This is a genomic window from Streptomyces ficellus, from assembly GCF_030406405.1.
GTDB classification, from domain to species: Bacteria; Actinomycetota; Actinomycetes; order Streptomycetales; family Streptomycetaceae; genus Streptomyces; species Streptomyces ficellus_B.
Genome location: NZ_JAUEPL010000024.1, coordinates 1 through 20,683, shown reverse-complemented (window position 1 = coordinate 20,683; position 20,683 = coordinate 1). Strand labels below are relative to the sequence as shown.

The following is a 20,683-nucleotide window of genomic DNA, read 5'->3' as shown; positions in this document are numbered from 1 at the left end:
GGGCGGACGCGACTTCAGGCCCGCGGCAGGACGCGGTTGAGGCCCGGGACAAACACGGCCTCACGTCCCGGCCACGACGCGGGCTCAGGCCCAGGGCAGCACGCGGGTTGAGGCCCGGGACGGTCGCGGGCTCAGGCCCGGAACAGGACGGGGTTCAGGCCCAGGGCAGGACCGGGTTCAGGCCCAGGGCAGGACGCGGGCTCAGGCCGGGCCGAACACGGGCTCACGCCCGGGACAGGTGGCCGCCGCGTGTGTCCCGTCGCCGTATCCGCGCCGCCTCGCGGGCTTCCGTCCGGGCCGCCCGCCGGGCCCTGCGCCGCTCCTGCCGCAGCGCGCGCGCCGTACTGCTCGGCGTCGACACGACACCGTGGCGCTGGTTCCACACCTGCCGGGTCACCCACACGTCCAGTGCCGCCCAGGTCGCCACCACCGTGCTGGCGACACTGGTGAGCACCATGGGGAAGGCCAGCCAGAAGGCCGTGAGGGTGAAGAAGAAGGCCACCACGGCCTGTATCAACGTCAGTGCCGCGATGAGCACGGCGCGCACCGCCGCCGTACGGACCGGATCGGGGAGCCTGCGCCTCCCCACCGGCTCCTCCACCCACAGTTCACTCCGCGACGCCGTCTCCATCGAACCGCACTCCCCACCACGGACCGTCTTCAGGGTCGGCTGCCCGTCTTGAGCCGCTTCACGCCGGCCTTGAGCCACCGCTCCGCCTCGACAGTTCTCGACAGTTCTCGCTTCCCCGTACAGAAGGACGAACAGCCGGCGGAGAAGATTCCCACCGAGTCCCGCTGACTCACCCGACTCACCCCCACTCACCCCGAGTCGTCCGGAAGTCGACCGGAAGTCGACCGGAACGCACGGTTCCAGCCATCTGCCGTCCTTCGCGAAGCGATGTCCTGACAGGTGTCATAGGCCACAATGGCGAAAGTCAACTCCCCGAATACCAGGACAACTCATGATCTGCGCGGCACACCGCGGCTGAAAATGGCCCGGACGTCCCTTCGAGTTGTCCACGCGGCAGTAGTAGGCTCGCGCCGTTTATTGATGTGTTGATGTGAACACCCGCGCCGGGCGGCGGGAGGGTGCGAGTAGGGGAGGCCATGCGCTTTCGCGGGAAGTCGATCCGCAGGAAGATCGTGGCGTTGCTCCTGGTGCCGCTGCTGTCCCTCACCGGCCTCTGGGGATTCGCGACGCTCATCACCGGCCGCGAGGCCAACCAGCTCCTGGACGTCGGCTATGTCGTCGACAAGGTCGGCCACCCTCTCGAAGACGCCGTCCGCGTCATCCAGAAGGAACGCCGCCAGACCCTCGTCTACCTGGCCGACCCGCGCTCCGCCGACGCCCTCCCCACGCTCCTCCGCGAACGCGCCGCCACCGACCGGGCCATCGCCAGGATCCGGGCCAACGCCAAGGACCCCGGCGTGGTGGAGGCCCTGCGCCCCCCGGCGGCCGGGCGGCTCAATTCGCTCCTCGAAGCCCTCGACGGCCTCGCCTCGCTGCGCCGGTCCGTCGAGAACCGTGCCGTCGGCCGCATCCAGGCCCTCGACTTCTACAACCACCTCGTCGACCCCTGCTACGGCTTCCTGCTGACCCTCCACGGGCTGGAGAACGTGGAGATGGACAAGCAGGCCCGGGCCCTGGTCGGCCTCATACGGGCCCGCGAGATGCTCGCGCGCGAGGACGCCCTGGTGGTCTCCTCACTGATCAGCAAGCGGATCACCGCAGAGGAGGTCCGTACGGTCTCCGACCTCATCGCCCACCGGGAGCTGTTCTACGACGTCAACCTGGAGCTGCTGCCCGTCACCGAGCGCGAGATCTACCGGACGTACTGGCACAGCCCCGACACCGAACCCCTCCGGGACGCCGAGGACCAGCTGCTGGGCACCGGCCCCACCGACGAACCCCGTACGATCGACGCCGCCCGCTGGCAGGATGTGGTCAACCCGGTCCTCGACCACCTCGCCACCGAGAACACCGAGGCGAGCGACCGCTACCAGGACCGGGTCCAGCCCGCCGCGTACAGCGTCCTGCTGAAGGCGGGCATCGCGGGCGTCCTCGGCTTCCTCGCCCTGCTCGTGTCCGTCGTCGTCTCCGTACGCGTCGGCCGTGACCTCGTACGCGACCTGCGCCGCCTGCGCAAGGAGGCCCAGGAGGTCTCGGGCGTACGGCTGCCCAGCGTGATGCGCCGGCTGGCCGCCGGTGAACACGTCGACGTCGAGACCGAAGTGCCGCACCTGGAGTACGAGAAGGACGAGGTCGGCCAGGTCGGGCAGGCGCTCAACACCCTCCAGCGCGCCGCCGTCGAAGCCGCCGTCAAACAGGCCGACATGCGCCGAGGCGTCTCCGAGGTCTTCGTCAACCTCGCCCGCCGCAACCAGGTGCTGCTGCACCGCCAGCTCACCCTCCTCGACACCATGGAGCGGCGCACCGAAGACACCGAGGAACTCGCCGACCTGTTCCGGCTCGACCACCTCACCACCCGTATGCGCCGCCACGCCGAGGGCCTGGTGATCCTCTCCGGCGCGGCCCCCTCGCGGCAGTGGCGCAAGCCGGTCCAGCTGATGGACGTCGTACGGGCCGCGGTCGCCGAGGTCGAGGACTACGAGCGCATCGAGGTGCGCCGGCTGCCGCGCATCGGCGTGGGTGGACCCGCCGTCGCCGACCTCACCCACCTCATCGCCGAACTGCTGGAGAACGCCACGGTGTTCTCGCCGCCGCACACCGCGGTACAGGTCCTCGGCGAGCCGGTCGCCAACGGCTTCACCCTCGAAATCCACGACCGGGGGCTCGGCATGACCCCGGAAGCCATGCTCGACGCGAACCTGCGGCTCGCCGAGACACCAGAGTTCGAACTCTCCGACACCGACCGGCTCGGCCTCTTCGTCGTCAGCCGCCTCGCCCAGCGCCAGAACGTGCGCGTGTCGCTCCAGCCCTCGCCGTACGGAGGGACCACCGCGGTCGTGTTCATACCGGCCGCGCTGCTCACCGAAGCGCCCGAGACGCAGGGCGCGGGGTTCCGGCTGGACCGCAAGGGCGGCGACGTCCCGCCCCGTCGCGCGGCCCTCTCCCAGGTGCCCTCCGGGCGCTCCACCTCCGGCCCGTCCTCCCTGCTGGACGGCCCGGTCGAGCTGGAGGCCCCGGTCGGCGCGCTCGGCCTCGGAGAACGGCTCGGTGACCGGCTCGGTGACCGGCTGAACGACAGGCTGGGGGACCGGCTCAGCGACAGGCTCGGTGAAGGGCTTGGCGACGGCCTCGGTGACCGGCTCGGTGGCGGGCTGGGCGGTCCGCTCGGCGATCTCGGCGACATCGAGGATACGGAGACCGAACGCGGCGGGCTGTTCCGCGCCACCCGCAGGCCACTGCGCCCGGTGCCCGGCGGCCACGAGCAGCACCAGCAGGCCTCCGACCAGGACCCGGAGCGCTCCGGCCGCCCTGTCCCGCTGCCCCGCCGCAAAACCCCCAAGCTCATCGCGGACCGCGGCCGCCGCCTGGACGAACGCGGCCGCGCCCACCCGGCCCCGGAGACGCCCCACGGGGAAGACCCGCGAACGCCCGGCGCCGCCCCCGCAGAGCCCACACCCACCGACCCCGCGCCCGACGAGGCGACCCTGCTGCTGCGCGGCCTGCCCCGCCGCGTACGCCAGGCCAGCCTCGCCCCCCAGCTGAAAAGCGCCGCCACGGCCGGCCCCGCACCCAAGGGAGCCGAACGTCGGGACGCGGCGGAAAGCGATGACGCGGAACGCGACGCGGAAGAAGTACGCAGCCGTATGGCCGCGATGCAACGCGGCTGGCAGCGAGGGCGCCGGCAGAACGCCGAGGGCGCCCCGTCCGCCGGCCGCGGCGAGACAGCACCAGGAACGACACCGGAGGGGGACGGTCGATGACCGCACCGAACGCCGCAGCATCCAACTCAACCGGCTCGAACGGCGAGCTCAACTGGCTCCTCGACGAACTGGTCGAGCGGGTCGGCTCCATCCGCAAGGCCCTGGTGCTCTCCAGCGACGGCCTGCCGACCGGGGCGTCCAAGGACCTCACCCGCGAGGACAGTGAGCACATGGCGGCCGTGGCCTCCGGGTTCCACAGCCTCGCCAAGGGCGTCGGCCGGCACTTCGACGCGGGCCGCGTCCGCCAGACCGTCGTCGAACTGGAAGAGGCGTTCCTCTTCGTCACGGCCGCGGGCGACGGCAGCTGCCTCGCCGTGCTCGCGGACGCCGACTCGGACGTCGGGCTCGTCGCGTACGAGATGACCCTGATGGTCAAGCGGGTCGGGGCCCACCTCGCCACGGCACCTCGGACCGGTCTGCCCGCGGGAGGGTGAGTGGGGACGCGATGAGTGAGGCAGCAGGCAAGCACAGACGGCGACGTGAGGACCAGGACCCGCACCACTGGTTCGACGACGACGCGGGCCCGGTGGTCCGCCCGTACGCGATGACCCGCGGCCGTACCAGCACCGCCACCCGCCACCGCCTCGACCTGATCGCGGTGGTCGTCCCCGAACCCGCGGCCGACGACCCCGGCCGTGACCAGACGCTCTCACCCGAGCATGTGGAGATCGTCGAGCGGTGCAGCGACCTCCCCCAGTCGATCGCCGAGCTCGCCGCCGGTCTTGACCTCCCCGTCGGGGTGGTCCGGGTCCTGGTCGGCGATCTCGTCGAGGACGAACTCGTCCACGTAACCCGTCCCGTGCCGCCGGCCGAACTGCCGGACGTCAGCATTCTGCGTGAGGTGATCAATGGCCTTCGGGCGCTCTAGCGGCGGCCGCAAGAAGCGGCCGGTCGAGCCGGTGACGCTGAAGATCCTGGTCGCGGGCGGGTTCGGGGTGGGCAAGACCACCCTGGTCGGCGCGGTCAGCGAGATCCGGCCGCTGCGCACCGAGGAGAACCTCAGCGAGGCCGGCCGGCCCGTCGACGACCTGCACGGCGTCGAGGCCAAGTCCACCACCACGGTCGCCATGGACTTCGGACGGATCACACTCCGCGAGGACCTGGTGCTGTACCTGTTCGGTACGCCGGGACAGGACCGTTTCTGGTTCCTCTGGGACGAACTCGCGCAGGGGGCGCTGGGCGCGGTCGTGCTGGCCGACACCCGCCGCCTGGAGGAGAGCTTCGCCGCGATCGACTACTTCGAGCGGCGCGGGATCCCCTTCACGGTGGCCGTCAACTGCTTCGAGGGCGCGGCGCGTTTCCCGTCCGAGTCGGTACGGGCGGCGCTCGACCTCGACGCGGACGTACCGCTGGTGATGTGCGACGCGCGGGAGCGCGAGTCGGCCAAGGAGGTGCTGGTGGCCGTGGTCGAACACGCGATGGCCGTCGCCGCCCGCACCCGCGAACCGGTCACGACCTGACCGCACCCGCGAACCGATCGGCCGTCGCGACCCCACCGGACGACGCAGCCGGAACACGGCCCGTACCCCCACCGACAGGGGTACGGGCCGCGCGCCTGCGTGGCGGTCCGCCCGCGCAGCCGGTCGCCTGCGCGGGGTCCGCCTGCGCGGCGGTTCGCCTACGCGGGCTCCTCCCAGCCGAAGCTCCGCTCCACCGCCTTGCGCCAGTTGCCGTACTCCCGCTCCCGCACCTGCGCCGCCATGCGCGGCACCCACTCCACATCGCGCCGCCAGTGCGCCTTCAGCTCGTCCAGCCCGGACCAGACACCGGTCGCCAGACCCGCCGCGTACGCCGCGCCCAGACAGGTCGTCTCCGAGACCTTCGGCCGGATCACCGGGACGCCCAGTACATCCGCCTGGTGCTGCATCAGCAGGCCGTTGACCGTCATTCCGCCGTCCACCTTCAGCGAGGTGATCCGTACCCCCGAGTCCTGGTACATCGCGTCCACCACCTCACGCGTCTGCCAGCTCGTCGCCTCCAGGACGGCGCGCGCGAGGTGCGCCTTGGTGACGTACCGCGTCAGTCCGGTGACGACGCCGCGCGCGTCGGAGCGCCAGTACGGGGCGTACAGCCCGGAGAACGCCGGCACGATGTACGCGCCGCCGTTGTCCTCCACGCTCGCCGCAAGCGTCTCGATCTCGGCGGCGCTGCGGATGATGCCGAGCTGGTCCCGGAACCACTGCACCAGGGCGCCCGTGATCGCGATCGAGCCCTCCAGGCAGTAGACCGGCGCCTGGTCACCGATCTTGTACCCGACCGTGGTGACCAGCCCGCTCTTCGAGGGAACCGGCCGCTCCCCGGTGTTGAGCAGCAGGAAACTCCCCGTGCCGTACGTGTTCTTGGCCGTCCCCGTCTCGTAGCAGGCCTGCCCGAAAACCGCCGCCTGCTGGTCGCCGAGCGCCGACGCCACAGGCACGCCCCGCAACGGCCCCACAGCGGTGCCGTACACCTCCGCCGACGACCGGATGCGCGGCAGCATCACCTCCGGGACGTTCATGGCCGCGAGGATCGTACGGTCCCACTCCAGCGTCTCCAGGCCCATCAGCATGGTGCGGGAGGCGTTGGTGACGTCGGTGACGTGGACGCCGCCGTCCGTACCACCCGTGAGGTTCCAGATCAGCCAGGAGTCGATGGTGCCGAACGCGATCTCGCCCCGCTCGGCGCGGGTTCGCAAGCCCGGTACGTTGTCGAGCAGCCAGGCCGCCTTGGGCCCGGAGAAGTAGCTGGCCAGCGGCAGCCCGGTGGTGTCCCGGAAGCGGTCCTGGCCGTCCGCGCCGCCGAGTTCGGCGCACAGCGCCGAGGTGCGGGTGTCCTGCCAGACGATCGCGTTGTGCACCGGTTTGCCGGTGGCCCGGTCCCACAGGACGGTCGTTTCGCGCTGATTGGTGATGCCGAGGGCGCTCAGCTGCTCGGCCCGCAGCCCGGCCCGGGCGAGCGCGCCCGCCACGACCGCCTGCACCTTGGCCCAGATCTCCGTGGCGTCGTGCTCGACCCAGCCCGGCTTGGGGAAGATCTGACGGTGCTCGCGCTGGTCGACGGCGACGACGGCCCCGCCCTGGTCGAAGATGATGCAGCGACTGGAGGTGGTGCCCTGGTCGATGGCGGCGACGAACCTGTCCTTCATGACGAACCCCTCGTTCCCTTGCCGCTGGCTTGTCCTGGTGGGCCGCGTGAGCAGCCCGCGCTAATAGGCCGCGTTGAAGACCATCCCGGCGAGCAGACCTCCCAGGAGCGGGCCGGCCACCGGCACCCACGCGTAACCCCAGTCGGATCCGCCCTTGTTGGGGATGGGCAGCAGCGCGTGGGCGATGCGCGGCCCGAGGTCACGGGCCGGGTTGATGGCGTAACCGGTCGGTCCGCCGAGTGACAGGCCGATACCGACGACCAGCAGCGACACCAGCAGGATGGAGATGCCCGAGCCGTAGATGCCCGCGTCCTCGCCGGGGATCTGCCCGATGCCGATGCCGTCGTTCTTGCCGAAGGCGAGGATCGGCAGGACGAGCGCCGCCGTCGCGATGACCTCCGTGGTGAGGTTGGCGGCCGGACTGCGGATCTCGGGGCCGGTCGAGAAGACACCCAGCGTCGGCTGCGCGGTCCGTACGTCGGCGTTCGCGCGGAACTGCGCGTAGTACACCAGCCAGGCGAGTACGGCTCCGAGAACGGCGCCGACCAGCTGCGCGCAGACGTACAGCGGCACCTTGCCCCACTCACCGGTGTCGACGGCGACGCCGACGGTCACGGCCGGGTTGAGGTGCCCGCCGGAGAGGGGAGCGGCGGTGTACGCCCCGGCCAGCACGCCGAAGCCCCACCCGAAGGCGATGACGACCCAGCCGGCGGCCTTCGCCTTGGAGAAGTTGAGGGTGACAGCGGCGCAGACGCCCGCCCCGAAGAGGATCAGTATCGCGGTGCCGATGACCTCACCGGCGAAGATGTCTCCATTGCTCATGGCGGCTCCTAGGCATGGGCCCTCGCCCACAGAACGAGCGGTGCGCGTCACAACGAGCGGAAATGAGCGTGCGGAAATGAGCGTGCGGAAGTGCGGCGATGCCGACGAACACGCAGTTTTCACCCACCATGAGGGACCGTCAAGGAGACTGACAGCACCAGCCTGAAGCGACCACGGGCGTGCCCGTACGGGTCAAGCCGCCCGCGCTCGACCGGGAAGTCGAAGTACGTGTCGGGAAAGAGCTCCGGCTTGTACGTGAAGTGCCACCACTCCTCAGGAAGGTTCACGAACCCCTCCGCACCGAGCGTGCCCTTCAGAAGCCGCCGGTTCGCGCGCTGGAACCCCCCTACGCGCGGATCATCCGTGTGGGACAGCGTGTCGAAGCAGTCGAAACCCGTCCCCATGTCCACGGAATTATCCGGGAACCGCTCCGGCTGCGGGGCGTAACACGGCACCAGCTTCTCACCCGGCACATAGGGGCGGGTCGGCCGCGCGGGCAGCTTGACGAGGGTCAGGTCCACCGTGGAGCCCCGGCTGTGTCCCGACCTCTCGGCGAGGTAACCGCCCGCGAAGAGCCGCGACTTGGCCACCCGCGGATAGAACTCCGCCTTCATCTTCTCGTCCTTCAGGTCCTTCGCCCACCGTACGAAGTGGTCGACCGCCCGCTGAGGCCGGTAACAGTCGTACACCTTCAGCGAATAGCCCTGCCGCAGCAGCTTCACCTGAGCCCGGTGAAGCGCCCGCGCGGCCGGCCGGGTCAGGACGCACACCGGATGGCGGTAGCCATCGACCGGCTCGCCCACGAAGTTGTGCTCCGTGGTGTAGCGCATCTCCTGGAGGATCGTGGGGTCCACCGAGCGCAGCGCCACGAACTCCTGGGGAGCCTTGGGCTCGGGCGTGGCCCGCGCGGCGGGGTCCGCCGCCGTCACGAAGACCAGCGCGGTCGCGGTCGCGAGCAGCGTACGGAGCGTACGGAGAGCGGATGCGCGTCCTGTCCCTGTCATGGGCACCGTCTACCAGCTCCGTGCCGGTCGGTACAGTCCGCCACGTGAAGGACTCCCACTGCACGAGCTGCGGCAGCCGGCACGCGCCCGGCGCCGGCTGGCCCCGGTCCTGCCCCGCCTGCGGCGCCGTGGCCTACCGCAACCCCCTGCCGGTCGCCGTCGCCCTGCTGCCCGTCACCGGGGCGCGCGGCACCGGGCTGGTCGTCATCACCCGCGGCATCGAGCCGCGGCGCGGGGGGATCGCCCTGCCCGGAGGGTTCATCGACCACGCGGAGGACTGGCGGGAGGCGGTGGTACGGGAGCTGAGGGAGGAGACCGGGATCGAGGCCCCCGCGCGGGACGTAGCCCTGGCCGACGCGATGAGCTCGCCCGCCGGCCATCTGCTGCTCTTCGGCCTCCTGCCCGAACGCCCCGCCGCCGCCCTGCCGCCGTCCGTCCCCACGGACGAGACGGAAGGGCACCACGTCCTGTACGCGCCCGCCGAGCTTGCCTTCCCGCTCCACACCGCGGCGGTACGCAACTGGTTCGCCGGCCGCTACCGCTGACGCCCCACCCCTCCACCGCGCCCGCGCCTGGTCCACCCGGCCTTGGGCCGTTCGCCAAGCCTGGGGCCCCTTCCCCGCGCGCCTCCCCCCGGCCTTCCCGCCTCCACCGGGCCCGCGCCCGGTCCTACCGCGCCCGCGCTCCCACCAGCCCCCTGGCCTCATCCAACCCGCCTGTCTCGCTCCACCCGGCCTGCGCCCCTTGACCGCGCCCCGCGCCTCCACCGGTGCCCGGGGCCCCTTCACCCCGCCCCGCGCCTCCACCGGTGCCCGGGGCCCCTTCACCCCGCCCCGCTCTACCCCGCCCCCATCCCCCTGACCCGCACCCGCTTCTCGACCTCCGCCGCGCCGTCGCTCGTCACGCGCTCGACCCTGACCCGGCCGTCCACCAAGCGCGTGACATACCGTTCGACCTCCGCCCGCGCCCAGCCGTCGCCCACGTCCCGCACCACCAGCCCGCCCCCGGTCCGCCCCGCGGCAGGAGCCCAGACCTCCAGCTCCACGGCGCCCCCGTCACCGCCCGCGCCCCCCACTGCCGCGCCCGCGCCCGTGCCCCCCGCACCGCCCGTACCCCGCACCGGAATCACCGCACCGGCCCGCGCGAGCACCGGAATGCGCGACATCGGCGCGTCCAGCAGCACCTGCCCCGGCCCTTCGTACGCCTGGCCCGTCGCCGTGTCGTACCAGCGCCCGCGCGGCAGCCGTACCGCCCGCCGGTCCGTGCCCCGCGCGAGCACCGGCGCGACCAGCAGCGCGTCGCCGAGCAGGAACGCGTCCTCGCAGTCCCGCAGCGCCCGGTCCTCGGGGGAGCCCCACCACACGGGCCGTGCGTAGGGCGCGCCCGTGAGCCGTGCCAAGTGCGCCAGGGTCACGAAGTACGGCCGCAGCCGCTCGCGTTCGGCCAGCGCCGCCCGGGCGTACTCCAGCACCTCGGGGCCGAACTCCCACGGCTCGCGCCGTCCCGCGTCGATCGCCGCGTGCGTACGGAACAGCGGCAGCCACGCGCCCAGCTGGAACCAGCGCAAGAACAGCTCCGGCGACGGGCTCCCGTCGAACCCGCCCACATCCGGCCCCGAGTACGGCACGCCGCACAGCCCCAGCCCCAGCACCAGGGACAGCGAGGCGCGCAGCCCCGGCCACCCGGTCGACACATCGCCGGACCACGTCCCGCCGTACCGCTGCATCCCCGCCCAGCCGGAGCGCGAGAACAGGAACGGACGCTCCTGCGGCCGCAGCTGCCGCAGGCCCTCGTATCCGGCCCGCGCCATCGCCAGCCCGTACACGTTGTGCGCCTCGCGGTGGTCGCCGCCCCGGCCCTCCAGCGCGTGCCGGGCCGAGCGCGGCAGCGTCATGTCGCCGAACGGCGTGAACGACACCGGCTCGTTCATGTCGTGCCACACCCCGGAGAACCCCTGCGCGAGCCGCTCCTCGTACAGCCCGCCCCACCACTCCCGTACCGCCGGGTCCGTGAAGTCGGGGTACACGCACTCGCCCGGCCACACCACGCCCCGCACCTCGCGGCCACGCCCGTCCCGTACGAAGGCCCCGCAGGGCCCGACCGCGGCGCCGCTCTCATAGACCGGGTTTCCGGGCTCGGCCTTCACCCCGGGGTCGACGATCGACACCAGCCGCACGCCCTCCTCGCGCAGCTCGCGCGCCAGCCCCGGCAGATCAGGAAACCGCTCCTTGTCGACCGTGAACACCTGGTGCCGGTCGTAGTGGTCGATGTCCAGGTGCAGTACGGACAGGGGCAGGTCCCGCTCCCGGTAGCCGGCGACGACCCGCCGCACCTCCTGCTCGCTGCCGAACCCCCACCGCGCGTGCTGCGGCCCCAGCGCCCACGACGGCGGCTGCGCGGGCGCGCCCGTGAGCGCCGTCCAGCCGTGCAGCACGCGCGCGGGGGTGCCGACGACGACCCAGCAGCGCAGCGGCCCGCCGTGGACGCGCACCTCGCTCGCGCCCGGCCGGTCGTGCCCGGAACCGGCGCCCTCCTCGCCCTCGCGCAGGGTGACCAGCCCGTCCCAGGAGTTGTCGTGGAACGCCAGATGCGTGCCCGCGTCGGACACCACCAGTTGCACCGGCATGGTGATGTAGAGCGGGTCGTCGCCCGGCGCGAAGCTGCCGCGCGGGTCCGTGTTCCACAGCCGGTACGTCCCGCTGCGCAGCCGCGGCCCCGACGCCCGCCCGCCCAGCCCGAAGAACCGCGCGTCGGCCGGCACCTCCGACCGCTGCACCCACCGCGCGGGGCCCCCGTTCACCGGCTCCCACCACCGGGGCGGCAGGTCCCGGCGCAGCACGACCCCGCCGGGCGTGCGCACCTCCACGGCGCCGTTGCGCGACACCGCGACGGTCACCCGCTCGGAGACCACCCGCCAGCCGCCGCCCTTGTCGGGCTCCAGCCCGGCGCGCGGATCGGGCTCCGGCGGATTCCCGGCCAGGGCGTACGACGGCAGCGGCTCCGCCCCGTCCCAGCCCCAGAAGACCGTGCCGCCACTCGCGACGCTCACCCGCAGCTCCGAGCGGGCGAACCGGACGATGCCCCCGCCCGGCAGCGGCTCCACACCCTCGACCTGCCCCGGCACCCGCGCCCGCTCGGGCCCCCGGGGCCGCAGCCCCCAGGCGTCCGTACGCCGCTGCCGCCAGGCCGACCGCATCGCCCGCAGCCCCCGTACCGAGCCGAAGATCCTCACCGAACGCACCAGATCACGACCGTCCATGCCGCACACCCTGCCACCCGACCGGCGGTCCGTAGGGGCCGTTCAACTGGCGTTCACCCGTGGTGAGCCCACATATTCATCCGGCCGACCATGGGTGATGAGCCCTGGTGCGAACAACGATCACATGGCATCGTCCTGTCAGCCGCGTCACGCGCACACCCCCGCACGTGCGCGCGACCCACGCAGACCCGCGTACAGGGACGTACAGCCAGGGAGCAGCCCCATGACCTCCAAGCCCGCGCACGACCAGCCGCTCTGGCAGCCGGACCCGGACCGCGTCGCCGCAGCCGCCGTCACCCGCTTCCAGGCATGGGCGGCCGAACAGCACGGCGCCCCCGCCGACGGCGGCTACCCGGCGCTGCACCGCTGGTCGGTCGAGCACCTCGAAACGTTCTGGCAGGCGGTGGCCGAGTGGTTCGACATCCGCTTCTCCACCCCGTACGAGCGCGTCCTCGCCCATCGCACCATGCCCGGCGCCCAGTGGTTCCCCGGCGCCACCCTCAACTACGCCGAGCACGCCCTGCGCGCCGCCGCCGACCGCCCCGACGAGGCCGCGCTGCTCCACGTCGACGAGACGCAGGAAGTGACGCCCATCAGCTGGGCCGAGCTGCGCCGCCAGGTCGGTGCCCTCGCCGCCGAGCTGCGCGCCCTCGGCGTACGCCCCGGCGACCGCGTCAGCGGCTACCTGCCCAACATCCCGCAGGCCGTCACCGCCCTCCTCGCCACCGCCGCCGTGGGCGCCGTGTGGACCTCCTGCGCGCCCGACTTCGGCGCCCGCAGTGTGCTGGACCGCTTCCAGCAGGTGGAGCCGGTCGTCCTGTTCACCGTCGACGGCTACCGCTACGGCGGCAAGGAACACGACCGCCGCGACACCGTCGCCGAACTGCGCCGCGAACTGCCCACCCTCCGCGCGGTCGTCCATATCCCGCTCCTTGGTACAGAGGCCCCGTACGGCACCCTCGAATGGTCCGCCCTCACCGCCGGCGACGCCGAACCGGTCTTCGAGCAGGTCCCCTTCGGCCACCCCCTGTGGGTGCTGTACTCCTCCGGCACCACCGGCCTGCCCAAGGCGATCGTCCAGTCCCAGGGCGGCATCCTGGTCGAACACTTCAAGCAGCTCGGCCTGCACTGCGACCTCGGCCCGGAGGACCGGTTCTTCTGGTACACCTCCACCGGCTGGATGATGTGGAACTTCCTCGTCTCCGGCCTGCTGACCGGCACCACCGTGGTCCTGTACGACGGCAGCCCCGGCTACCCGGACACCGGCGCCCAGTGGCGCGTCGCCGAACGTACCGGCGCCACCCTGTACGGCACCTCCGCCGCGTACGTCATGGCCTGCCGCAAGGCCGGCGTGCACCCCTCCCGTGACCATGACCTGTCCCGGATCACCTGCGTCGCCACCACCGGCTCGCCCCTCCCGCCGGACGGCTTCCGCTGGCTCCACGACGAGGTGAGGGAGGACCTGTGGATCGCCTCCGTCAGCGGCGGTACGGACGTGTGCAGCTGCTTCGCGGGCGCGGTCCCCACCCTCCCCGTACACATCGGCGAACTCCAGGCAGCCTGCCTCGGCACCGACCTCCAGGCCTGGGACCCCCACGGCAAGCCGCTCATCAACGAGGTCGGCGAACTGGTGGTCACCAACCCCATGCCGTCCATGCCCATCTACTTCTGGAACGACCCGGACGGCAGCCGCTACCGCGACAGCTACTTCGACATGTACCCGGGCGTCTGGCGCCACGGGGACTGGATCACCATCACCGATCGCGGCTCGGTGATCATCCACGGCCGGTCCGACTCCACGCTCAACCGGCAGGGCGTCCGTATGGGGAGCGCCGACATCTACGAGGCCGTCGAACGCCTGCCGGAGATCCGTGAATCCCTCGTCATCGGCCTGGAAGAGCCCGACGGCGGTTACTGGATGCCTCTCTTCGTCCACCTCGCCGAAGGCGCCACCCTCGACGAGGACCTGAAGTCCCGCATCAAGCAGACCATCCGTACGCAGCTGTCCCCCCGCCACGTCCCCGACGAGATCATCGAGGTCCCGGGCGTCCCGCACACCCTCACCGGCAAGCGCATCGAGGTCCCGGTCAAACGGCTCCTCCAGGGCACCGACCTGTCCAAGGCGGTCAACCCGGGCTCCGTCGACAACCTGGACCTGCTCCGGTTCTACGAGGAACTGGCCCGCGAGCGCGCCACGAAGCCGCACTGACTCAACCCCCGTACATGGCCTCGGACTCGCCCAGTACGCTCGCGAAGTCCGAGGCCAGCCGCGCGGCGTCGGCCGGCTCCAGCATCGCCGTGGTGACCCGTACGGCCGTGGGAGTCGCGATCCGGAAGCGCGCCCCCGCCGCGACCCACCAGCCGTGCGACCGCACCCCGTTGACCACGGCCGACTCGTCCCGCACGGGCACCCACACATTGATCCCGCTCGCCCCGTGCGCCGCGATCCCGCGCCGGGCGAGCTCCCCGATCAGCGCCCGGCGCCGCTCGGTGTACGCCTCCTCCGCCCGCGCCACCAGCCGCTTCACCTCCCGGTCGGCGAGCAGCCGCGCCACGGTCTCCTGCAGTACGTGACTGATCCACCCCGACGTCAGCAGCATCCGCCCGTCGTGCCGGGCCAGTGTCGTCTCGTCGCACGCGAGCCCCGCCCACCGCAGGTCGATGCCCAAGTGCTTGGACACGGTCCGCACCTGCGCCCACCGCGGCAGCCCGGCCGCCGCCAGTGAGTACGACGGCGCCCCCGACACGTCCGCGTTGTGGTCGTCCTCGATCACCAGCACCCCGGGGAAGCCGTCCAGCACGCCCATCAGCGCGTCCCGCCGCTCCCGCGAGAAGCGGCCGCCCATGGGGTTCTGCCCGCGCGGACTGCACACCAGCGCCCGCGCCCCCGCCCGCAGCGCGGCCCGCAGCGCCTCCGGAACCAGCCCCTCGTCGTCCACCGCCACCGGCACCATCCGCAGCCCCAGCGCCGGCACCAGGTCCAGCAGGTGGTGGAACCCGGGGTCCTCCACGGCCACCGAGTCGCCCGGCTTGAGCTCCGTCGACAACAACCGTCCGATGCAGTCCAGGGCGCCGTGCGCGAACGTCACCCGCTCCGAGGGCACCCCGTCCCGGGCGAACCACTCACGCGTCAGCTCCTCCAGCGACGCGAGCCGAGGCGACGCCCTTCGCGAACCGGGCACCGGACTCACTGGCGAGGGCGGCCTCAGCTCCGGCAGGAACGCCGGATCGGGATGCCCGCCCGCCAGATCGCGCACCCCCTGGGGAACCTTCGGCGGCCGCCGTGAACCGACCGACGGCGTCTGCGCCACCACCGTCCCGCCACGCCCCCGCGTCACCACGATCCCGCGCTGCCGCAGCTCCTTGTACGCCGTCGCCACCGTGCCGGGACTGATGCCCAAGCCGTCCGCGAGCCGCCGCACCGGAGGCAGCGCCGCGCCGGGCCCCAAGGCGCCGCCCGCAACGGCCCGTTCCACGGACGCGGCGATTTCCCTGGCCGTCGACCCACTGATCGAATATTGTGTTGCCACGTACCACATTATGTATCAATACATAAACAGAGGTCAAGGGGGAGACCGTGGACGCCAAGCCACGCCGGACCGCACTCGCACAGCGCATACCAGGAGGCCGCGACGGCCGCCGCATGCTGCTCGTCACCTTCATCGACAAAACCGGAACCGGACTCTGGGCCACCGCCGTCGCCCTCTACTTCACCCATGTCACCGGCATGTCCATCGCCCAGGTCGGCATCCTCATCGGCGTCTCCGGCGGCATCGGCATCGCCGGCGCCCCACTCGCCGGACGCCTCGCGGACCGCTTCCCCGTCACCCGCGTCCTCATCGGCACCCAACTCCTCCGCGCCACCGCCCTGCTGGCCCTCCTCACCACCCACCACTACGCACTGCTCCTGCTGTACTCCGCCCTCGGCGCCCTCCCCGACCGCGCCTCCAACGTCCTCACCAAGCTCTACGCCGCCCGCGTCGCCGGGCCGCGACGCGCCCGCTACCAAGCCCTCAACCGCACCGTCTCCAACCTCGGCTGGGCCCTCGGCGGCCTCGGCGCGGCAGCCGCCCTGGCCGTCGCCACCACCACCGCCTACCAGGCCCTCCTCGTCGGCAACGCCCTCTCCTACGTCGTCATCGCCGCCCTCACCCTCCGCTGCGCCGAGCCCCCCGCCCCCTCCCGCATCGCCGCCGACTCCACCACCCCCGCCCCGGCAGCCACGCCCTCCAGCCCCTGGCGGGACCGCACCTTCCTCCTCTACACCGCCACCGAGGCCGCCCTCTTCCTCGACGACGCGATCCTCCAGGTCGGCATGCCGCTGTGGATCGCCCACGCCACCGACGCACCCGTCGGCCTCGCCCCCCTGCTGCTGGTCCTCAACTCCGTCCTCGTCGTCCTCTTCCAGGTCCCACTCGCCCGCTTCGGCACCACACCTGCCGCCGCCCGCGCCCTGCTCGTCCCGCTCGCCCTCCTCTTCACGGCGGGCTGCCTGGCCATGGCCGCCTCAGCCGCAGGCGGCCGCTGGTTCGCCATCGCGGCCCTCACCGTGGCCGCCGTCGCACTCACCTTCGCCGAGATGATCCACGCCATCGCCTCCTGGGAACTCTCCATCGCCCTCGCCCCCGGCGACGCCCAAGGCGCCTACCTCGGCGTCCACGGTCTCGCCGCCTCCACCCAACGCAGCGCCGGCCCCCTCCTCGTCACCGCCGTCATCACGGCCGGCCCCCTCGCCTGGCCGATCCTGGGCGCCGGCTTCGCCGCCACCTGCCTCGCCCAGCGCCGACTGGTCCACCGCCGCCTGCCCGACCCCCCACTGTCAGTGCCCCCGGTTACTGTGAGTGAGCATCAATGAATGAGGGGGACTCATGGCACACACCAGGAACACCGCGACCATCCGCCGGGCACTGCGCCGCGAAGTACCGAGCACCGTCGGCGTCCTGGCCGACGAACAGGACTTCACGGCCATGCGCCGCTACCGCACCTTCACCTTCGACGACCACGACCTCTACCTCCGCCAGATCGACGACCTCCTGAGGATCCTCGCCGCCCGCGGCGGACACACCACCGTCGCCCTCTTCGACCCCGAGGACTACGCGGAGTACTGCACCGAAGCCGGCCTCGACCCCGACACCCCCGCCAGCCGCAGCCGCTTCACCGCCGAACTCGCCGCCACCGGCCCCTGCGTCCCCTACACAGGACAACCGATCGACCGGCTCGTCCCCCTCCTCATCAACCGAGCGGTACGCCAAGCCACCTGGGAGTACGCCGCGATGCTCCTCACCGACCTCGGCGAATGCGCCGACTGCGGCCAGGACATCGGCCGCGCCGCGTTCGAGCGGGCGTCCCACACGCTCACGCGCCTGCTGGAAGAAGCCGGCCCCGGCACCCACCACCTCGTATGCAGCGTCCCCGCCGACGAACAGCTCCTCGCGGCCCTCCACGCCGAACGACCCGAGGACGGCCCCGCCAGACTCGACTCCACAGAAGGCGCCGAGTTCGTCACCGTCCTCGCCGCCGGGATCGCCCTGGAACGCCCCGGGGGACTGGTCCTCCGCACCACCACCCCCGCCGCCCCCGACCGCGTCCACGGCTGGCGCCTCGACCGCGGCCGCCTCATCGCCCTCACCGCGGCAGAGGTCTTCAACGCGTACTGCACCGACGCCGACACCGGAGAACCGCTCCCACCCGAGCCCAACGTCGACTACCGCGCCGGCTTCGACATCACCCCCGACGACCCCTGGCCCACGCACCACTGACCACCCAAGCCAAAGGGGCTTCCCCACCACCAGGCGGGAAAGCCCCTTCACCAACCCCAGCCACCGGGGCCCTGCGCGACGCTACTCGCCGGACAGCACCGCCTGCGCGGCCAGCCGCGCCTCCTCGGCCGTGTCCGCCGCCCGCGCGGCCGCAGCCGCGCGCTCGCACTGCGCCAGCGTGTGCTTCGCCAGCGTCGCCCGTACGTACGGAATGGAAGCCGAACCCATCGACAGGGAGGTCACCCCCAGACCCGTCAGCACACAGGCGAGCAGCGGATCCGAGGCCGCCTCACCACACACCCCGCAGCTCTTGCCCTCGGCTCGGGCCGCCTCCGCCGACATCGCCACCAGGTCCAGCAGCGCCGGCTGCCACGGATCCTGCAACCGCGACACCGCACCCACCTGCCGGTCGGCGGCGAAGGTGTACTGCGCCAGGTCGTTCGTACCCAGCGACAGGAACTCCACTTCTTGCAGGATCGAGCGCGCCCGCAGCGCGGCCGACGGAATCTCCACCATCGCACCGAACTTCGCCCGCAAGCCCGCCTCACGGCACGCGTCCGCGAACGCCTTCGCGTCCGTACGGTCCGCCACCATCGGCGCCATGACCTCCAGGTACACCGGCAGCCCCTCGGCCGCCTTCGCCAGCGCGGTCAGCTGCGTCCGCAGCACCTCCGGGTGGTCCAGCAGCGTCCGCAGACCCCGCACACCCAGCGCCGGGTTCGGCTCGTCGGCGGGCGTCAGGAAGTCCAGCGGCTTGTCCGCGCCCGCGTCCAGCACCCGCACGACCACACGGCCCTCGGGGAACGCCTCCAGCACCTTCCGGTACGCCTCGACCTGCTTCTCCTCCGACGGCGCCTGCTTGCTGTCGTCGAGGAACAGGAACTCGGTACGGAACAGACCGACACCCTCGGCCCCGGCCTCCACGGCCGCCTGCACATCGGCGGGCCCGCCGACGTTCGCCAGCAGCGGCACCTTGTGCCCGTCCGACGTCGCACCAGGACCGGTCGTCGCCGACAGCGCCGCCTTGCGCTCCGCGGCCGCCCGCTCCAGCTCGGCCCGCTTCTCATCGCTCGGGTCGACGAAGATCTCACCGGTGCTGCCGTCCACCGCGATCACGGTGCCCTCGGCAAGCTCGCCGGCCCCCGGCAGCGCCACCACGGCCGGCACACCCAGCGCCCGCGCCAGGATGGCGCTGTGACTGGTCGGCCCGCCTTCCTCGGTGACGAACCCGAGCACCAGCGCCGGGTCCAGCAGCGCGGTGTCCGCCGGAGCGAGATCGCGCGCGATCAGCACATACGGCTCGTCGCTGTCCGGCACACCGGGCATCGGCACACCCAGCAGCCGGGCCACGATCCGGTTCCGTACGTCGTCCAGGTCCGCCACTCGCCCCGCCAGGTACTCCCCGGCCCCGGCGAGCAGCGCCCGGTAGGCGGCGAAGGCGTCGTACACGGCCCGCTCCGCCGTGCTGCCCACAGCGATACGACGGTCGACATCGGCCATCAGCTCGGGGTCCTGCGCCATCATCGCCTGCGCCTCGAGCACGTGCTGTGCCTCGCCACCGGCCAGATTGCCCCGCGCGATCAGATCGGCCGCCACCGCGTCCACGGCCTGGCGGGCACGCCCCTGTTCGCGCTCCGCCTCCTCGGCCGGGATCTGCTTGGCCGGCGGCTCCAGGACCGCCGTGCCCATGTGGCGAACCTCGCCGATCGCCACACCGTGGCTGACGCCGACGCCCCTCAGCGTTGTCTGCATTACACCTGTCTCCGATTGATGGGCGGCCAGGACCGCCACGTTGTATCTCCCGAGCCGCTGCCGTCAATGGACGGCGGGCACTGGCGTCACTGCCAGGTGAAGAGCGAGTCGCCGGGCTTCACGTCGCCGTCCTCGACGACGTCGCCGAGCGAGTCGGCGGAGGCCTCCAGGGCCACGATCGGACAGATCGGGGACTTCCCGGCCTCTTCGACCGCCGCGGGGTTCCACCGCACGACGGCCTGCCCACGCGTGACGGTGTCCCCCTTGTTCACGAGCAGCTCGAAGCCCTCGCCGTTGAGTTGGACCGTGTCGATCCCCAGGTGCGTGAGCACCCCGTGTCCCTCACCGTCGACCACCACGAAGGCGTGCGGGTGCAGGGAAACGACGATGCCGTCGACGGGAGAGACAGCCTCAGCGGCCTCGCGCGCGGGGTCGATGGCGGTACCCGGCCCGACCATCGCCCCGGAGAAAACGGGGTCCGGTACAGCGGCGAGCCCGATGGCGCGGCCCTCGATCGGCGACGTCACGGTGGTCATGGGGAGCCTCCCAGGGGTGGAGTGGCGTACTGATCAGAAGCGTATGTCATAAGAAGTCCGGGTTCCGTGCCAGAGGTACGGGTTCGCGGACCTAGGGACCACCGCAAGCGATTTGCCTCAACTAGCCAGCGCCCGGTACTGTCGTAGCCCTGCCTGACCCCGACGCGACTGTGAGTCGTAGGTCGGCAGCGTCTGTCAAGCCGAGATCCTAACCGTTCCACGCCTGTGGTCTACACCTCTGTGTGCCCGCAGGGACAGTGGTCAGGGACATGGAAAACGGCTGATAGAGTCGGACCCGCCGGAAAGGGAAAGCGCGAAAGCGAAGAACGGCCCGGCAGCCCGCTCCAGCGGGTGGCAGAAACGGAAAACGAATCTGCTAAGCTGGAAACACGAAATACCGAAGGGAAGTGCCCGGAGGAAAGCCCGAGAGGGTGAGTACAAAGGAAGCGTCCGTTCCTTGAGAACTCAACAGCGTGCCAAAAATCAACGCCAGATATGTTGATACCCCGTCCATCTTCGGATGGTCGAGGTTCCTT

The 20,683-nt window shown here is 72.0% G+C and carries 16 protein-coding genes; 8 read left to right on the top strand and 8 right to left on the bottom strand.

Annotated features, from left to right (window positions below):
• Nucleotides 1–223: 223 nt before the first annotated feature.
• On the bottom strand, nucleotides 224–631 hold the full coding sequence (locus QWM81_RS17100) for a hypothetical protein (RefSeq protein ID WP_290112883.1): 408 nt from the start codon (nucleotides 629–631) through the stop codon (nucleotides 224–226).
• A gap of 476 nt (nucleotides 632–1,107) precedes the next feature.
• On the opposite strand from QWM81_RS17100, the gene QWM81_RS17095 reads away from it, so the two are divergent.
• Genes QWM81_RS17095 through QWM81_RS17080 form a run of 4 tightly spaced genes read left to right on the top strand, consistent with a single transcriptional unit; the run spans nucleotide 1,108 to nucleotide 5,351 of the window.
• Nucleotides 1,108–3,891, top strand: coding sequence for a sensor histidine kinase (locus QWM81_RS17095; protein ID WP_290112882.1), 2,784 nt, complete (start codon nucleotides 1,108–1,110; stop codon nucleotides 3,889–3,891).
• Nucleotides 3,888–4,325: a roadblock/LC7 domain-containing protein gene (locus QWM81_RS17090; protein WP_290112881.1), complete on the top strand. Its 438-nt coding sequence runs from the start codon at nucleotides 3,888–3,890 to the stop codon at nucleotides 4,323–4,325. Before QWM81_RS17095 ends, QWM81_RS17090 begins: the two co-directional genes overlap by 4 nt.
• 11 nt (nucleotides 4,326–4,336) lie before the next feature.
• On the top strand, nucleotides 4,337–4,759 hold the full coding sequence (locus QWM81_RS17085; RefSeq protein ID WP_290112880.1) for a DUF742 domain-containing protein: 423 nt from the start codon (nucleotides 4,337–4,339) through the stop codon (nucleotides 4,757–4,759).
• Nucleotides 4,740–5,351, top strand: coding sequence for a GTP-binding protein (locus tag QWM81_RS17080; RefSeq protein WP_290112879.1), 612 nt, complete (start codon nucleotides 4,740–4,742; stop codon nucleotides 5,349–5,351). Before QWM81_RS17085 ends, QWM81_RS17080 begins: the two co-directional genes overlap by 20 nt.
• Nucleotides 5,352–5,509: 158 nt before the next feature.
• Here QWM81_RS17080 and glpK read toward each other — a convergent pair whose 3' ends face one another.
• The 3 genes from glpK to QWM81_RS17065 form a co-directional block, all read right to left on the bottom strand.
• Nucleotides 5,510–7,015: a glycerol kinase GlpK gene (glpK, locus tag QWM81_RS17075; RefSeq protein ID WP_290112878.1), complete on the bottom strand. Its 1,506-nt coding sequence runs from the start codon at nucleotides 7,013–7,015 to the stop codon at nucleotides 5,510–5,512.
• A 60-nt stretch (nucleotides 7,016–7,075) separates the two neighbouring features.
• Nucleotides 7,076–7,837, bottom strand: coding sequence for an MIP/aquaporin family protein (locus tag QWM81_RS17070; protein WP_290112877.1), 762 nt, complete (start codon nucleotides 7,835–7,837; stop codon nucleotides 7,076–7,078).
• A 119-nt stretch (nucleotides 7,838–7,956) separates the two neighbouring features.
• Nucleotides 7,957–8,841 carry a M15 family metallopeptidase gene (locus tag QWM81_RS17065; protein ID WP_290112876.1) on the bottom strand — a complete coding sequence of 295 codons (885 nt, stop codon included), beginning with the start codon at nucleotides 8,839–8,841 and terminating at the stop codon, nucleotides 7,957–7,959.
• A 44-nt stretch (nucleotides 8,842–8,885) separates the two neighbouring features.
• On the opposite strand from QWM81_RS17065, the gene QWM81_RS17060 reads away from it, so the two are divergent.
• Nucleotides 8,886–9,386 (top strand): NUDIX domain-containing protein, encoded by a 501-nt coding sequence (locus QWM81_RS17060; protein ID WP_290112875.1) that lies wholly within the window; start codon nucleotides 8,886–8,888, stop codon nucleotides 9,384–9,386.
• A gap of 293 nt (nucleotides 9,387–9,679) precedes the next feature.
• On the opposite strand, the gene QWM81_RS17055 is transcribed toward QWM81_RS17060, so the two are convergent.
• Nucleotides 9,680–12,100, bottom strand: coding sequence for a glycoside hydrolase family 31 protein (locus tag QWM81_RS17055; protein WP_290112874.1), 2,421 nt, complete (start codon nucleotides 12,098–12,100; stop codon nucleotides 9,680–9,682).
• Between the two features lie 223 nt (nucleotides 12,101–12,323).
• On the opposite strand from QWM81_RS17055, the gene QWM81_RS17050 reads away from it, so the two are divergent.
• Nucleotides 12,324–14,309, top strand: a complete 1,986-nt coding sequence (locus tag QWM81_RS17050; RefSeq protein WP_290112873.1) for an acetoacetate--CoA ligase — start codon at nucleotides 12,324–12,326, stop codon at nucleotides 14,307–14,309.
• 1 nt (nucleotide 14,310) lies between these two features.
• On the opposite strand, the gene QWM81_RS17045 is transcribed toward QWM81_RS17050, so the two are convergent.
• The gene (locus QWM81_RS17045) at nucleotides 14,311–15,630 is read right to left on the bottom strand and encodes an aminotransferase class I/II-fold pyridoxal phosphate-dependent enzyme (RefSeq protein WP_290112872.1); all 1,320 of its coding nucleotides are present in this window, start codon (nucleotides 15,628–15,630) and stop codon (nucleotides 14,311–14,313) included.
• A 47-nt stretch (nucleotides 15,631–15,677) separates the two neighbouring features.
• On the opposite strand from QWM81_RS17045, the gene QWM81_RS17040 reads away from it, so the two are divergent.
• Nucleotides 15,678–16,955, top strand: a complete 1,278-nt coding sequence (locus QWM81_RS17040; protein ID WP_290112871.1) for an MFS transporter — start codon at nucleotides 15,678–15,680, stop codon at nucleotides 16,953–16,955.
• A 13-nt stretch (nucleotides 16,956–16,968) separates the two neighbouring features.
• Nucleotides 16,969–17,859: a DUF8829 domain-containing protein gene (locus QWM81_RS17035; protein ID WP_290112870.1), complete on the top strand. Its 891-nt coding sequence runs from the start codon at nucleotides 16,969–16,971 to the stop codon at nucleotides 17,857–17,859.
• An 81-nt stretch (nucleotides 17,860–17,940) separates the two neighbouring features.
• Here the strand turns inward: QWM81_RS17035 and ptsP are convergent, their stop codons facing one another.
• A complete protein-coding gene (gene ptsP, locus QWM81_RS17030; protein WP_290112869.1) occupies nucleotides 17,941–19,611 on the bottom strand; it encodes a phosphoenolpyruvate--protein phosphotransferase in 1,671 nt (556 codons plus the stop codon).
• Between the two features lie 86 nt (nucleotides 19,612–19,697).
• Nucleotides 19,698–20,147, bottom strand: a complete 450-nt coding sequence (locus QWM81_RS17025) for a PTS sugar transporter subunit IIA (protein WP_290112868.1) — start codon at nucleotides 20,145–20,147, stop codon at nucleotides 19,698–19,700.
• Between the last annotated feature and the right edge of the window lie 536 nt (nucleotides 20,148–20,683).

Bases quoted from the DNA above. Each gene is read 5' to 3' on its own strand.
- QWM81_RS17090 (WP_290112881.1), top strand. From the start codon at position 3,888: ATGACCGCACCGAACGCCGCAGCATCCAACTCAACCGGCTCGAACGGC.
- ptsP (WP_290112869.1), bottom strand. From the start codon at position 19,611: ATGCAGACAACGCTGAGGGGCGTCGGCGTCAGCCACGGTGTGGCGATC.
- QWM81_RS17035 (WP_290112870.1), top strand. From the start codon at position 16,969: ATGGCACACACCAGGAACACCGCGACCATCCGCCGGGCACTGCGCCGC.
- QWM81_RS17050 (WP_290112873.1), top strand. From the start codon at position 12,324: ATGACCTCCAAGCCCGCGCACGACCAGCCGCTCTGGCAGCCGGACCCG.
- QWM81_RS17085 (WP_290112880.1), top strand. From the start codon at position 4,337: ATGAGTGAGGCAGCAGGCAAGCACAGACGGCGACGTGAGGACCAGGAC.
- QWM81_RS17080 (WP_290112879.1), top strand. From the start codon at position 4,740: ATGGCCTTCGGGCGCTCTAGCGGCGGCCGCAAGAAGCGGCCGGTCGAG.
- QWM81_RS17065 (WP_290112876.1), bottom strand. From the start codon at position 8,841: ATGACAGGGACAGGACGCGCATCCGCTCTCCGTACGCTCCGTACGCTG.
- QWM81_RS17055 (WP_290112874.1), bottom strand. From the start codon at position 12,100: ATGGACGGTCGTGATCTGGTGCGTTCGGTGAGGATCTTCGGCTCGGTA.
- glpK (WP_290112878.1), bottom strand. From the start codon at position 7,015: ATGAAGGACAGGTTCGTCGCCGCCATCGACCAGGGCACCACCTCCAGT.
- QWM81_RS17095 (WP_290112882.1), top strand. From the start codon at position 1,108: ATGCGCTTTCGCGGGAAGTCGATCCGCAGGAAGATCGTGGCGTTGCTC.
- QWM81_RS17070 (WP_290112877.1), bottom strand. From the start codon at position 7,837: ATGAGCAATGGAGACATCTTCGCCGGTGAGGTCATCGGCACCGCGATA.
- QWM81_RS17100 (WP_290112883.1), bottom strand. From the start codon at position 631: ATGGAGACGGCGTCGCGGAGTGAACTGTGGGTGGAGGAGCCGGTGGGG.
- QWM81_RS17025 (WP_290112868.1), bottom strand. From the start codon at position 20,147: ATGACCACCGTGACGTCGCCGATCGAGGGCCGCGCCATCGGGCTCGCC.